11 protein-coding genes are annotated in these 13,055 nt (G+C 74.8%); 9 read left to right on the top strand and 2 right to left on the bottom strand.

All coding sequences use genetic code 11. From position 1 onward, the window contains the following. Window positions 1-58: 58 nt before the first annotated feature. From ABTY20_RS15730 to ABTY20_RS15700, 7 genes are all read left to right on the top strand, one after another. Window positions 59-1,132, top strand: a complete 1,074-nt coding sequence (locus ABTY20_RS15730; RefSeq protein ID WP_351997564.1) for a nitronate monooxygenase — start codon at window positions 59-61, stop codon at window positions 1,130-1,132. After that, a complete protein-coding gene (locus tag ABTY20_RS15725) occupies window positions 1,129-1,869 on the top strand; it encodes a 16S rRNA (uracil(1498)-N(3))-methyltransferase (protein WP_351997563.1) in 741 nt (246 codons plus the stop codon). The genes ABTY20_RS15730 and ABTY20_RS15725 overlap by 4 nt, the downstream gene beginning before the upstream one ends. 145 nt (window positions 1,870-2,014) lie before the next feature. Next, entirely contained in the window at window positions 2,015-2,569 is a 555-nt protein-coding gene (locus tag ABTY20_RS15720; protein ID WP_351997562.1) for a hypothetical protein, read from the top strand. Window positions 2,570-2,615: 46 nt separating this feature from the next. Beyond that, window positions 2,616-5,822: a S41 family peptidase gene (locus ABTY20_RS15715; protein ID WP_351997561.1), complete on the top strand. Its 3,207-nt coding sequence runs from the start codon at window positions 2,616-2,618 to the stop codon at window positions 5,820-5,822. 145 nt (window positions 5,823-5,967) lie between these two features. Beyond that, on the top strand, window positions 5,968-6,321 hold the full coding sequence (locus ABTY20_RS15710) for a histidine triad nucleotide-binding protein (RefSeq protein WP_351997560.1): 354 nt from the start codon (window positions 5,968-5,970) through the stop codon (window positions 6,319-6,321). A gap of 6 nt (window positions 6,322-6,327) precedes the next feature. Then, on the top strand, window positions 6,328-7,233 hold the full coding sequence (locus ABTY20_RS15705) for a ribonuclease Z (protein ID WP_351997559.1): 906 nt from the start codon (window positions 6,328-6,330) through the stop codon (window positions 7,231-7,233). A gap of 20 nt (window positions 7,234-7,253) precedes the next feature. Further along, window positions 7,254-8,246, top strand: coding sequence for an adenosine deaminase (locus ABTY20_RS15700; protein ID WP_351997558.1), 993 nt, complete (start codon window positions 7,254-7,256; stop codon window positions 8,244-8,246). Between the two features lie 18 nt (window positions 8,247-8,264). On the opposite strand, the gene ABTY20_RS15695 is transcribed toward ABTY20_RS15700, so the two are convergent. Both ABTY20_RS15695 and ABTY20_RS15690 read right to left on the bottom strand, forming a co-directional pair. Continuing rightward, window positions 8,265-9,593, bottom strand: coding sequence for an MFS transporter (locus tag ABTY20_RS15695; protein WP_351997557.1), 1,329 nt, complete (start codon window positions 9,591-9,593; stop codon window positions 8,265-8,267). 186 nt (window positions 9,594-9,779) lie between these two features. Then, entirely contained in the window at window positions 9,780-10,562 is a 783-nt protein-coding gene (locus ABTY20_RS15690) for an IclR family transcriptional regulator (protein ID WP_351997556.1), read from the bottom strand. A gap of 110 nt (window positions 10,563-10,672) precedes the next feature. Here ABTY20_RS15690 and ABTY20_RS15685 point away from each other — a divergent pair, with 110 nt between their 5' ends. After that, a complete protein-coding gene (locus tag ABTY20_RS15685) occupies window positions 10,673-11,635 on the top strand; it encodes a 5-dehydro-4-deoxyglucarate dehydratase (protein ID WP_502991819.1) in 963 nt (320 codons plus the stop codon). Next, a complete protein-coding gene (locus tag ABTY20_RS15680; RefSeq protein WP_351997555.1) occupies window positions 11,632-12,990 on the top strand; it encodes a glucarate dehydratase family protein in 1,359 nt (452 codons plus the stop codon). The genes ABTY20_RS15685 and ABTY20_RS15680 overlap by 4 nt, the downstream gene beginning before the upstream one ends. Window positions 12,991-13,055: the final 65 nt, after the last annotated feature.

Here is a 13,055-nt window from a genome sequence, read left to right as displayed (position 1 = left end):
TCGTGCCAAGGGGAAGGGCGGATTCGGAGTTGTCCGGAGGACGTGACAACATGCCGTCATGTCCTCCGTGCTGACCGATGTCTGCCCGCACCCGATCGTGCAGGCCCCGATGGCGGGCGGTGTCGCCGTGCCGCAGCTCGCCGCCGCCGTGTCCGAGGCGGGCGGACTCGGTTTCCTCGCCGCCGGTTACAAGACCGCGGACGGGATGTACCAGGAGATCAAGCGACTGCGGGGACTGACCTCCCGGCCCTTCGGCGTCAACCTCTTCCTGCCGCAGCCGGAGACGGCCGACCCCGCCGCCGTCGACGTCTACGCCCACCAGCTGGCCGGCGAGGCCTCCTGGTACGAGACCGCGCTCGGCGACCCGGACAGCGGCCGCGACGACGGCTACGACGCCAAGCTCGCCGTCCTGCTGGACGACCCGGTGCCGGTGGTGTCGTTCCACTTCGGCGTGCCGTCCCGCGAGGTGCTGGACTCCCTGCGCCGTGTCGGCACGTTCACGCTGGTCACCGCCACGACCGCGGAGGAGGCCCGGGCGGTGGAGCGGGCCGGCGCGGACGCGGTGATCGCGCAGGGCGTGGAGGCCGGCGGTCACCGGGGCACCCACCGCGACGACCCGGAGACGGACGGCTCCGGCGTCGGACTGCTCTCCCTCGTCGCCCAGGTGCGGGAGGCCGTCGGCATCCCGGTCGTCGCCGCCGGCGGACTCATGCGCGGCGGCCAGATCGCCGCCGTCCTCGCGGCCGGCGCCGCCGCGGCCCAGCTCGGCACGGCCTTCGTCGCCACCCACGAGTCCGGTGCGCACGCCCTGCACAAGCGGGCCCTCACCGACCCCCTGTACGTCCGCACCGAGCTGACCCGCGCCTTCTCCGGCCGCCCGGCCCGGGCCCTGGCCAACCGCTTCCTGCGCGAGCACGGCCCGTACGCGCCCGCCGCCTACCCGGACGTGCACCACCTCACCGCGCCCCTGCGCAAGGCCGCCGCCGGGGCCGGGGACCCGCAGGGAATGGCGCTGTGGGCGGGGCAGGGCCACCGGATGGCCCGCGAGCTGCCCGCCGGGCAGCTGGTGGAGGTGCTGGTCGCGGAACTGGCGGCCGCCCGGACGGCGCTGTCGACGGGAGGTGCCCGATGACCGCGCCGGTGTTCGTCGTCGACCGCTTCGACGCGGGCGGCGGAGGCCGTTACGTGCTCGACGGCCCCGAGGGACGGCACGCCGTCTCCGTGAAGCGGCTGCGGGCCGGTGAGGACGTCGTCCTCACCGACGGCGCGGGCCGCTGGGCGGACGGCGTGGTGCTCGGCGCCGAGGGCAAGGACCGCCTGATCGTCCAGCTGGACCCGGTGACCGAGGAGCCCCCGCAGGAGCCCCGGATCACCGTCGTCCAGGCGCTGCCCAAGGGCGACCGGGGCGAGGTGGCCGTGGAGACGATGACCGAGGTCGGTGTCGACGCGATCGTGCCGTGGGCGGCGTCCCGCTGCGTCACGCAGTGGAAGGGCGAACGCGGGCTGAAGTCCCTCGGCAAGTGGCGGGCGACGGCCCGCGAGGCCGGCAAGCAGTCCCGTCGGGTGCGCTTCCCGGAGGTCGCGGACGCGGCGACGACCCGGCAGGTTGCCTCACTTCTGGCCGACGCCGACTTCGCCGCCGTCCTCCACGAGAGCGGCACCGAACCCCTCGCGACCACCGAACTCCCCGCCTCCGGCGACATCGTGCTGGTGGTCGGGCCCGAAGGGGGCGTCTCCCCCGAGGAGTTGGAGATCTTCGCGCAGGCCGGCGCCAGGCCCTACCGCCTGGGCCGCAGCGTCCTGCGCACCTCCACCGCCGGCACCGCGGCGACGGCCGTGCTCCTGGCCCGCACGGGCCGCTGGTCCTGACGGTCCCGGCCGGCCGGTGAGGGCCCCGGCCGGCCGTCCACCGCGAGCCTTCCGAACCGGCGTCCGCTGCGCGTCGGGCCGGGGTGGTGCGGAGTGGCCGTATGCGCCCTACCGCACCGGCGGCGGCGGTGGCAGGCTGCCGTCCATGGGGGTGCGGGTGAAGAGGGTTCTGCGCGGGACGCGGTGGCGGCGGTCGGTGGCGGCCGCCGGACTCACCGTGATCGCCGTGGGCGGGGTCGTGGCGTGCGAGGGCGGCGGACTCGGCTCCGCGGCCGTCGCGTTCACGACCGACGAGGCCGTGACCGAGGAGCTCAACCGGCGGAAGGCCGAGGTGCGCTGGCTCAGCTGCACCGCGTCCTTCGGGGACGAGAAGAGGAAGAGCGGCTCCCCGCGCACCGCGGGCGAGGACACCGTCGCCTCCGTCGACTGCCAGGGCGAGACCCAGGACGGCAAGGAGATCACCGTCACCGGACGGATCACCCACGCCGTCAACGGCGCCTGCGTGCGCGGGCACATCACCGCGAAGGTCGGCGGGAAGCAGGTGTTCCGGGTCGACGGCCTGGGCGACTGCGACTCCAAGAGCCCGCCGCGCGTGGGCGAACCCACGCGGCGCGGCCCGGACCCCACGGTCACGGTGACCGTCACGACGACCGTGTGGTGCGAGCAGTACCCCTCCTGTCGCCCCGTCGAGGGCAAGTGATCCAAACCCCTGTCCAGGCCGCCCCCCACGTGCGTAGGGTGATCGGGTGACACAGCCCGCATCGGTTGCATCCGCCGCTTATCTCCGGTTCCCGCATCTGCACGGCGAGTTGGTCGCCTTCACCGCCGAGGACGACGTGTGGCTCGCCCCGCTCGACGGCGGCCGGGCCTGGCGGGTCAGCGCCGACAACGTGCCCGTGACCAGTCCCCGCATCTCGCCCGACGGCGCCACCGTCGCCTGGACCTCCACCCGCGACGGCGCCCCCGAGGTGCACGTCGCGCCCGTCGACGGCGGCCCCGCCAGACGCCTGACCCACTGGGGCAGCGCCACCACCCGGACGCGGGGGTGGACGGCGGACGGGCGGGTCCTGGTCACCAGCTCCCAGGGCCAGGCCAGTTTCCGCCGCACCTGGGCCCGCGCCGTCCCCCTGGACGGCGGCCCCGCCACCACCCTGCCCTACGGCCCCGTCGGCGACGTCGTCCAGGGACCCCACACCGTGCTGCTGTCCGCGCCGATGAGCCGCGAGGCCGCCTGGTGGAAGCGGTACCGGGGCGGCACGGCGGGCAAGCTGTGGATCGACCGCGAGGGCGACGGCGGGTTCGTGCGGCTGCACGAGGACCTCGACGGGAACATCGAGTGCCCGCTGTGGGTGGGGGAGAGGATCGCGTTCCTCTCCGACCACGAGGGCACCGGAGCCCTCTACTCCTCCCTCGCCGACGGCTCCGACCTGCGCCGGCACACCCCGCTCGACGGTTTCTACGCCCGGCACGCCGCCGGCGACGGCACGCGCGTCGTCTACTCCAGCGCGGGTGAGCTGTGGGTCCTCGACGACCTCGACGGGGACGGGCCGCGCCGCCTCGACGTCCGGCTCGGCGGACAGCGCGTCGACCTCCAGCCGTTCCCGGTGAACGCCGCCCGCTGGTTCGGCTCCGCCTCCCCCGACCACACCGCGCGCGGCAGCGCCGTCTGCGTGCGCGGCGCCGTCCACTGGGTGACCCACCGGGCCGGCCCCGCCCGCGCGCTCGCCGCCACCCCGGGGGTACGGGCCCGGCGGCCCCGCACCTTCCGCGCGGACGGCGAGGAGTGGGTGGTGTGGGTGACGGACGCCGAGGGCGACGACGCCCTGGAGTTCGCCCCCGCCACCGGACTCGCCCCCGGCGCCACCCCGCGCCGGATCGCCGCCGGGCGGCTGGGCCGGGTCGTGGGGCTCGCCATGGCCCCCGACGGCAGCCGGGCCGCGGTCGCCTCCCACGACGGCCGGGTCCTGCTCGTCGAGCGGGAGACCGGCGAGGTCCGCGAGGTCGACCGCAGCGAGGACGGCGACGTCTCCGGACTGGTCTTCTCGCCCGACTCCACCTGGCTCGCCTGGTCCCACCCCGGCCCGCGCCCGCTCAGCCAGCTCAAGCTCGCCCACACCACCGACCTGTCGGTCACCGAGGCGACCCCGCTGCGCTTCCGGGACTACGCGCCCGCCTTCACCCTCGACGGCAGGCACCTCGCGTTCCTGTCGACCCGCTCCTTCGACCCGGTCTACGACGAGCACGTCTTCGACCTGGCCTTCGTCGAGGGCGTACGCCCGTACCTGATCACCCTCGCGGCGACCACACCGTCCCCGTTCGGCCCGCAGCGGCACGGCCGTCCCTTCGAGACGCCGGACCGTGACGAGACCCCCGACAGCGAGGGCACCCCCGCCACCCGCGTCGACCTCGACGGGCTCGCCGACCGCATCGTGCCGTTCCCGGTGGAGGCGGCCCGCTACACCAACCTGCGGGCCGCCAAGGACGGCGTGCTGTGGCTGCGGCACCCGGTGCGCGGTGTGCTCGGCGCGTCCAGGGCCAGGCCCGACGACCCGGACCCCAAGACCGAGCTGGAGCGCTACGACCTCGACCGGCAGCGCGTCGAGCACCTCGCCGTGGACGCCGACCACTTCGAGGTCAGCGGCGACGGCAAGCGGGTGCTGCTGTGGACCGACGGGCGGCTGAAGGTCGTGCCCAGCGACCGGCGCGCCTCCGGCGACGACGACAGCGACACCAACATCACCGTCGACCTGGACCGGGTCCGCCAGTTCGTCGACCCGGCCGTCGAGTGGCGGCAGATGTTCGACGAGAACGGCCGCATCATGCGGGACAACTTCTGGCGCCCCGACATGAGCGGCGTCGACTGGGACGGGATCCTGGACCGGTACCGGCCCGTGCTCGACCGGCTCGCCACCCACGACGACCTGGTGGACCTGCTGTGGGAGGTGCACGGCGAGCTCGGCACCTCGCACGCCTACGTCGTCCCGCGCGGCGGCTACGGCGACGGTGCGCGGCAGGGGCTGCTCGGGGCGGACGTCTCCCGTCACGAGGACGGCAGCTGGCGGGTGGACCGGATCCTGCCCGCGGAGACCTCCGACCCGGACGCGCGCTCCCCGCTCGCCGCGCCGGGGGTCGCCGTCCGGCCCGGGGACGCGATCGTCGCCGTCGCCGGGCAGGCGGTCGATCCCGTGACCGGGCCCGCGCCGCTGCTGGTGGGGACGGCGGGGAAGCCGGTGGAGCTGACCGTGTCGCCCGCGGGGGGCGGCGAGCCGCGGCACGCGGTGGTCGTGCCGCTCGCCGACGAGGAGCCGCTGCGGTACCACGCGTGGGTCGCGGACCGGCGGGCGTACGTGCTGGAGAAGTCCGGCGGGCGGCTGGGGTACCTCCACGTCCCCGACATGCAGGCGCCCGGGTGGGCGCAGATCCACCGCGACCTGAGGGTGGAGGTGCTGCGGGAGGGACTGATCGTGGACGTGCGGGAGAACCGGGGCGGGCACACCTCGCAGCTCGTGGTGGAGAAGCTGGCCCGGCGGGTCGTGGGCTGGGACCTGCCCCGGGGGATGCGGGCGGAGAGCTATCCGCGGGACGCGCCCCGGGGGCCCGTGGTGGCGGTCGCCAACGAGTTCTCCGGCTCCGACGGGGACATCGTGAACGCGGCGATCCGCGCGCTCGGGATCGGGCCGGTGGTCGGTACCCGCACGTGGGGCGGCGTGATCGGCATCGACAGCCGGTACCGCCTGGTCGACGGGACCCTGGTGACCCAGCCCAAGTACGCCTTCTGGCTGGAGGGCTACGGGTGGGACGTGGAGAACCACGGGGTCGACCCGGACGTGGAGGTCGTGCAGCGGCCGCAGGACCACGCGGCGGGACGGGACGTGCAGCTGGACGAGGCGGTGCGGCTGGCGTTGGAGGCGCTGGAGTCGACGCCGGCGAAGGTGCCGCCGCCGTTGCCGTAGCCGGGGACCCGCGGGCGGGAGGCGCCCCGTCGTCGGCACCTGTGCCGTCCCGGGGGGCGCCTCCCGGGTCTTCGGAGCACCGGGGAGGCGCGACCGCCCGCGGGTACGATGACCCGTACGTGATCAGCTGGCTCGAGGAGGGTTCATGGCTGGGGAGCCTCAGGACGACTGTCTGTTCTGCAGGATCGTCGCGGGGAGCATTCCGGCGACGGTGGTGCGGGAGACGGAGACCACCCTCGCGTTCAGGGACATAAACCCCCAGGCGCCCACCCACGTCCTGGTGATCCCGAAGGCGCACCACCGGGACGCCGCCGCCCTCGCCGCCGCCGCGCCCGAGCTCGCCGCGGACGTGCTGCGGGAGACGCAGGCCGTCGCCGACGAGGAAAAGCTGGAGAGCTACCGGATCATCTTCAACACCGGCAGCGGCGCCGGACAGACCGTCTGGCACGCGCACGCCCACGTCCTGGGCGGCCGCGGCCTCGAGTGGCCCCCCGGATAAGCCGCCTTGTCCGTACGTGAACTGGTGGTCCTCGGCACCGCCAGCCAGGTCCCCACCCGGCACCGCAACCACAACGGCTACCTGCTGCGCTGGGACGGCGAGGGCATCCTGTTCGACCCCGGCGAGGGCACCCAGCGCCAGATGCTGCGCGCCGGGGTCGCCGCCCACGACCTGAACCGGATCTGCGTCACCCACTTCCACGGTGACCACTCCCTCGGCCTCGCCGGGGTGATCCAGCGCGTCAACCTCGACAAGGTGCCGCACGAGATCACCGCCCACTACCCGCGCTCCGGACAGCGCTTCTTCGACCGCCTGCGCTACGCCACCGCCTACCGCGAGACCGTCGCCCTCACCGAGGCCCCGGTCGACACGGACGGCCCCCTCGTCCGCGCCCCCGGCTACACGCTGGAGGCGCGGAAGCTGTCCCACCCCGTCGAGGCGTACGGCTACCGGCTGGTCGAACCCGACGGCCGGCGCATGCTGCCCGACCGGCTCGCCGCGCACGGCATCAAGGGTCCGGACGTCGGCCGCATCCAGCGCGAGGGCGTCCTGGACGGGGTCCCGCTGGAGGAGGTCAGCACGGTGCGGCGCGGGCAGCGGTTCGCGTTCGTCATGGACACCCGGCTGTGCGACGGGGTGTACGCGCTCGCCGAGGACTGCGACCTGCTGGTCATCGAGTCCACGTTCCTCGACGAGGACGAGGGACTCGCCGTCGACTTCGGCCACCTGACCGCCGGACAGGCGGCCCGGGTGGCGCGCGAGGCGGGCGTACGGCACCTCGTCCTCACCCACTTCAGCCAGCGCTACCCCGACCCGGAGGAGTTCGAGCGGCAGGCGCGGGCGGCCGGGTACCAGGGCGAGCTGACCGTGGCGCGCGATCTGCAACGGGTGGCGCTTCCGAAGCGTCGGTGAAACCGCCGTACGATATTTCGATGCCCGTACCAAAAGCCGAACTGCACCTTCACATCGAAGGCACCCTGGAGCCCGAGCTGGCCTTCGCGCTCGCCGCGCGCAACGGCGTCGAGCTGCCCTACGCCGACACCGACGCGCTCCGTGCGGCGTACCGCTTCGAGGACCTGCAGTCCTTCCTGGACCTGTACTACGCACTCATGGCCGTCCTGCGCACCGAGCGGGACTTCGAGGACCTCGCCGACGCCTACCTCGCCCGTGCCGCCGCGCAGGGCGTGCGGCACGCGGAGATCTTCTTCGATCCGCAGGCGCACCTCGCGCGGGGCGTCGGCATGGGCACCGTCGTCGAGGGGCTGTGGCGGGCGCTGGGCCGCAGCGTGGAGACGCACGGGGTCTCCACCCGGCTGATCCTGTGCTTCCTGCGGGACGAGTCCGCCGAGTCGGCCCTGGCCACCCTGGACGCCGCGAAGCCGTACCTGGACCGGATCACCGGCGTCGGACTGGACTCGGCGGAGGCCGGGCACCCGCCGGTGAAGTTCCGCGAGGTGTACGAGGCCGCCGCCGCGCTGGGGCTGCGACGGGTCGCTCACGCGGGGGAGGAGGGGCCGCCGGAGTACATCACCGAGGCGCTGGACGTCCTCGGCGTGGAGCGGGTCGACCACGGGCTGCGCTGCGTGGAGGACCCGGCGCTGGTGGAGCGGCTGGTGCGGGAGCGCGTGCCGCTGACGCTGTGCCCGCTGTCCAACGTGCGGCTGCGGACGGTCGACGTCCTCGCCGACCATCCGCTGCCGGCGATGCTCGAGGCGGGGCTGGTGTGCACGGTCAACTCCGACGACCCGGCGTACTTCGGCGGCTACGCCGGGGACAACTTCGACGCGGTGCGCGAGGCGCTGGGCCTCGGCCCGGAGCGGCTGCGCGAGCTGGCGCGGAACTCCTTCCTCGCCGCCTTCCTGGACGACGACGAGGAGCGGCGGGCGCGGTACCTCGCCGAGGTGGAGGCGTACGACTTCGGCTGACCGCGGCGGCGCTGGGCCTCAGCGGGCGCCCGGCGCCCGGGTCGCGGCTGCCGTGTCGTAGGTGTGCCGGGCCGGGGCCGGGGTGCCGTCGAGGGGGATCTCCACCACCGGCTGCTCCGGGGCGCCGACCTCGGGGACCGGGCCCGCCGGGGTGCCGGTGGCCGCGGCGACCACGGCCGCCGGGTGGCCGCCGCGGCGGCGGACCGCGCCCGGCAGCAGCGGGCGTCCGCCGGTGTGCAGGGCGACCGCGGTCATCGGCAGCGCGACCAGCAGCAGACCGGTGCCGAGGACCGCGCCCATCACCGGGAACCCGGCCTGCGCGGAGAGCACGCTGCCGGTCAGCGGCCCCGCGGCGGTCCCCAGGGACGACGCCGAGCCGACCAGCACGGCCCAGCGCCCCCGCGGGTCCAGCGAGGCCGCCAGGCCGATCAGGTACGACAGCACGACCGGGTAGATCGTGTTCCAGGCGATCTCACCGGCGGCGAAGCTGCCCAGACCGGTCGCGGAGGCGCTGAGCGCGATGCAGCCGGCGATGACGACCGTGCCGCCGCCGATGGGCAGCGCCCGCCCCAGCCGCGACCCCAGCGCGCCCGCGCCCAGGACGCCCAGCAGCCCGGCGCCCAGCGCCACCGCGAAGACGACGCCCACGGTCGGCTCGGACAGGTGTGCCTGGTCGACCCCGATGCGCCCGCTCACGCCCCACAGCGCGTTCTGGGCGAGCGACCACAGCAGCATCGCGCCGGCGAGGACCGCGCCCGACCGCCGGTGCGGCAGACGGGCGGTGCCGTCCGGACCGGTGCGGCGCGGACCGGGCGTGCCGGCCGGCAGCCGGGACGTCAGCGGCCACACGGCCAGCGCGGTGAGGGCGACGGCGGCCAGGGTGAGTCCGTGTCCCGGCAGGCGCGGCACCGTCAGGTACACCACCCCCGCGAGCGCGGACACGCTGAGCAGCCCGAGGGCGGAGGCCCGGTGCGGGTCCCGTTCCGCGGCGATCCGGGTGGCGGCCACCGTGGTGGCCGTGCCCGAGCCGAACCCGCCGATCATCGCGCCGGCGACGACGGCCGGGACGGCGGTGGTGAGGGCGGCCCCGCCGTAGCCGACGGCGGCCAGCAGCAGGCCCAGCCGGGCCAGGGTCCGGGCCCCGACCCGCTCCACGCGCGAGGCCAGCAGGAACCCCGCGGTCGCGGAACTCAGCAGCAGCGCGCTGCCGGCGGCTCCGGCCTGGGTGGCGGAGAGGTCGAGTCCGCGTTCCAGCCGGCCGACGGTGGTCGGCAGCAGGTACGGGGCGAGGTACCCGGCCGTGAAGAGGGCGACGAGGGGCCAGGGGGCGGTGCGGGGGGCGAACACGGGCGTTCCCGGGGCGTGCGAAAGGGACGGTGCGAGGACCGTGGGGAAGGAGGGGGCGCCGACCGTCGACGGACAGGGGCGCGCGGGCAATTTGTATCAAGCGGGGGGAGAGCAACGGGAGCGCGCGAGGTGTGATCTGGAACACTCTTGTGTTTGAGGTTCCGGAAAGGCGGGCAGAAGCCTCCGCTATCGCCAGTGAACGCTGCCGCCACCTGCGGGAATCGCCGTCTCCACCTTCGTCCGGATCTCCCGCATCACGGCGATGATCCGCTCCTCCCGCTCCGGCGTCAGCCGGGCCACCGGCACCGAGCAGCTGATCGCGTCCCGGGCGGGGGAGTCGTACCGCAGGGCGAACCCGAAGCCGACGATCCCGGGCACGCCCTCCTCGCGGTCCACGGAGTGGCCGCGTTCCCGCACCCCGGCCAGGTCGGCGGCCAGCGACTCCCGCGTGGTGTGCGTGTTCGGCGTGGCCGCCTCGTACGGCCCCTCGGGCAGTTCCCCGTCCGGCCGCTCCGCCAGCAGCGCCTTGCCGAGCGCGCCCACGTGCGCCGGCAGCCGCCGCCCCACCCTGCTGATGGTCCGCAGGTACTCGTGCGACTCGCGCGTCGCCAGGTACGCCACGTCGCGGCCGTCCAGCCGCCCCATGTGGATCGTCTCGCCCAGCGCGTCCGACGCCTCGTCCAGGTACGGGCGCACGGCCTGCACGCGCGGGTCGGAGTCGAGGTAGCCGGTGCCGGTGAGCAGGGCCCGGATGCCGATGCCGTAGAGCGAGCCGGTGACGTCGGTGCGGACCCAGCCGCGCGCGATCAGCGTCTGCAGCAGCGCGTACATCGAGCTGCGCGGCACCTCCAGGGTCTCCGCCAGCTCCTGCAGGCGCGCCGGACGGTCGCCGCGCGCGGCGAGCAGTTCCAGCACCTCCGTCGTGCGCGCGGCGGACTTCACCTCGCGCACGCCCCCTGTCTCCGGCATGCGCCGATCGTAGTCCGGCGGGAGGAGGCCCGGACCGGGCCATTGACGGCTCTCGTTCGCCTACTTAACCTTCATTTTCATACATGGATGACGTCTACATGGGGAGATGAGTGCGGGTGAGTCCCGACACGGACCCGAGCGGTACGGCCGCGGTGGCGCGGCGCCTGGCGGACGGGATGGCGCACGGGGTGCTGTCCTTCCCGCTCACCGCCTTCCACGAGGACGGCTCCCTCGACCCGGACGGCTTCCGCGCCTACGTCGCCGAGCGGATCGCCACCGCCCCCGGCGCCGTCTTCCCCGCCTGCGGCACCGGGGAGTTCTTCTCCCTGGACGAGGACGAGTACCGGCAGGTCGTCACGATCACCGTCGAGGAGAGCGCCGGCCGGACGCCGGTCGTCGCCGGCACCGGCTACGGCTGGGCGCAGGCCGCCCGCTTCGCGCGCATCGCCGAGGAGGCCGGCGCCGACGCCCTCCTCGTCCTGCCGCACTACCTCGTCGCCGCCCCGCAGGACGGCCTCGTCGCCCAGCTCGAAGCCGTGGCCGCCCGCACCCGGCTGCCGCTGATCACCTACCAGCGCGGCCAGGTCGCCTACACCGCCGACTCGCTCAGGCGGATCGCCGCCCTGCCGAACGTCATCGGCCTCAAGGACGGCCACGGCGACCTCGACCGGCTGCAGCGCCTCACCCTCGCCGCCCCCGAGGGCTTCCTCTTCTTCAACGGCGCCGCCACCGCCGAGGTCCAGGCCCGCGCCTACGCCGCCGTCGGCGTCCGCGCCTACTCCTCCGCCGTCCACGCCTTCGCCCCCGAGATCGCCGGCGCCTGCTTCACCGCCCTGCGCGACGGCGACCACGGCACCGTCGACAAGCTGCTGCGCGACTTCTACGTGCCGTTCGTCGAACTGCGCGACCGCGTCCCCGGGTACGCGGTGTCGCTGGTGAAGGCGGCGGCCCGGCTGCGCGGACGCCCCGTGGGCCCCGTGCGCGCCCCCCTCACCGACCCCACGCCCGGCGACCTCGCCGACCTGCGGGCCCTGCTCGCCACCGGACTCGACCTCGTAGGAGCCGCCCTGTGACCTCGCCGACCTCCCGCGACCTGACCGTGACCGAGGTCCGCCTCACGCCGATCCTGGTCGCCGACCCGCCCCTGCTCAACACCCAGGGCGTGCACCAGCCGTACACCCCCCGCCTGATCGTCGAGGTGGTCACCGCCGACGGCACCACCGGCCTCGGCGAGACCTACGGCGACACCGCGTACCTGGACCTGGCGCGGCCCCTCGCGGACCGGCTCGTCGGCCGTCAGGCGGGCGACCTGAACCGGCTGTTCACCGAGGCCGACGAGGTGGCCGTCGACGCCGCCCGGGTCTCCGGGCAGGTCGACGTCGGCGGACTGCGCGGCGTGCAGACCGCCGACAAACTGCGCCTGTCCGTGCTCTCCGCCTTCGAGGTCGCCTGTCTCGACGCCCTCGGCAGGAGCCTCGGCCTGCCCGTGCACGCCCTGCTCGGCGGCAAGGTGCGCGACACCGTCGCGTACAGCGCGTACCTCTTCTACAAGTGGGCCGGGCACCCCGAGGGCGTGGCGGCCGAGAAGGACGACTGGGGCGCCGCCGTCGACCCGGCCGGCATCGTCGAACAGGCCAGGACCTTCAAGGAGCGCCACGGCTTCACCTCCTTCAAGCTCAAGGGCGGCGTCTTCCCGCCCGACGAGGAGATCGCGGCCGTCCGCGCCCTCGCCGCCGCATTCCCCGGACACCCCCTGCGCCTGGACCCCAACGGCGCCTGGTCCGTGGAGACCTCGCTCAGGGTGGCCGCCGAACTCGGGGACGTCCTCGAGTACCTGGAGGACCCGACCCTCGGCACCCCCGCCATGGCCGAGGTGGCCGCCCGCATGCAGGGGGCGGCGCGAAGCGCCTCGGACAAGGGCGGCGGCGGGCGGCGGGTGGGCGTGCCGCTCGCCACCAACATGTGCGTGACGACGTTCGCCGAGATCAAGGAGGCCTTCGTCCGGAACGCCGTCCAGGTCGTCCTCTCCGACCACCACTACTGGGGCGGACTGCGCAACACCCAGCGGCTCGCCGCGGTCTGCCGCGCCTTCGGCGTCGGCGTCTCCATGCACTCCAACACCCACCTGGGCATCAGCCTCGCCGCGATGACCCACGTGGCGGCCACCGTGCCCGACCTGCACCACGCCTGCGACTCCCACTACCCCTGGCAGTCGGAGGACGTCCTCACCGAACGCCTCGTCTTCGAGGACGGCGCCGTGCGGGTCCCCGACGCGCCCGGCCTCGGCGTCGAACTCGACCGCGACCGGCTGGCGGCCCTCCACCGGCGGTGGCTCGACGACGACGGCTCGCTGCGGGACCGCGACGACGCGGCCGCCATGCGCGTCGCCGACCCGGACTGGACCACGCCCGCCGTACCGCGCTGGTGATCCCCCCGCGGACCCGCCCGGAGCGACGGTCGTCGCACCGTCGGTGGCGTGGTGCACACTGGCTG

The organism is Streptomyces sp. NPDC126497 (assembly GCF_040302425.1).
Lineage (GTDB): Bacteria > Actinomycetota > Actinomycetes > Streptomycetales > Streptomycetaceae > Streptomyces.
Note: the sequence above shows the minus strand (reverse complement) of the source record. Positions and strands in the feature narration are given on the sequence as shown.

Coding starts and splice junctions, on each gene's coding strand:
- ABTY20_RS15730 (WP_351997564.1), top strand. CDS start 59: ATGTCCTCCGTGCTGACCGATGTCTGCCCGCACCCGATCGTGCAGGCC.
- ABTY20_RS15725 (WP_351997563.1), top strand. CDS start 1,129: ATGACCGCGCCGGTGTTCGTCGTCGACCGCTTCGACGCGGGCGGCGGA.
- ABTY20_RS15720 (WP_351997562.1), top strand. CDS start 2,015: ATGGGGGTGCGGGTGAAGAGGGTTCTGCGCGGGACGCGGTGGCGGCGG.
- ABTY20_RS15710 (WP_351997560.1), top strand. CDS start 5,968: ATGGCTGGGGAGCCTCAGGACGACTGTCTGTTCTGCAGGATCGTCGCG.
- ABTY20_RS15700 (WP_351997558.1), top strand. CDS start 7,254: ATGCCCGTACCAAAAGCCGAACTGCACCTTCACATCGAAGGCACCCTG.
- ABTY20_RS15690 (WP_351997556.1), bottom strand. CDS start 10,562: ATGCCGGAGACAGGGGGCGTGCGCGAGGTGAAGTCCGCCGCGCGCACG.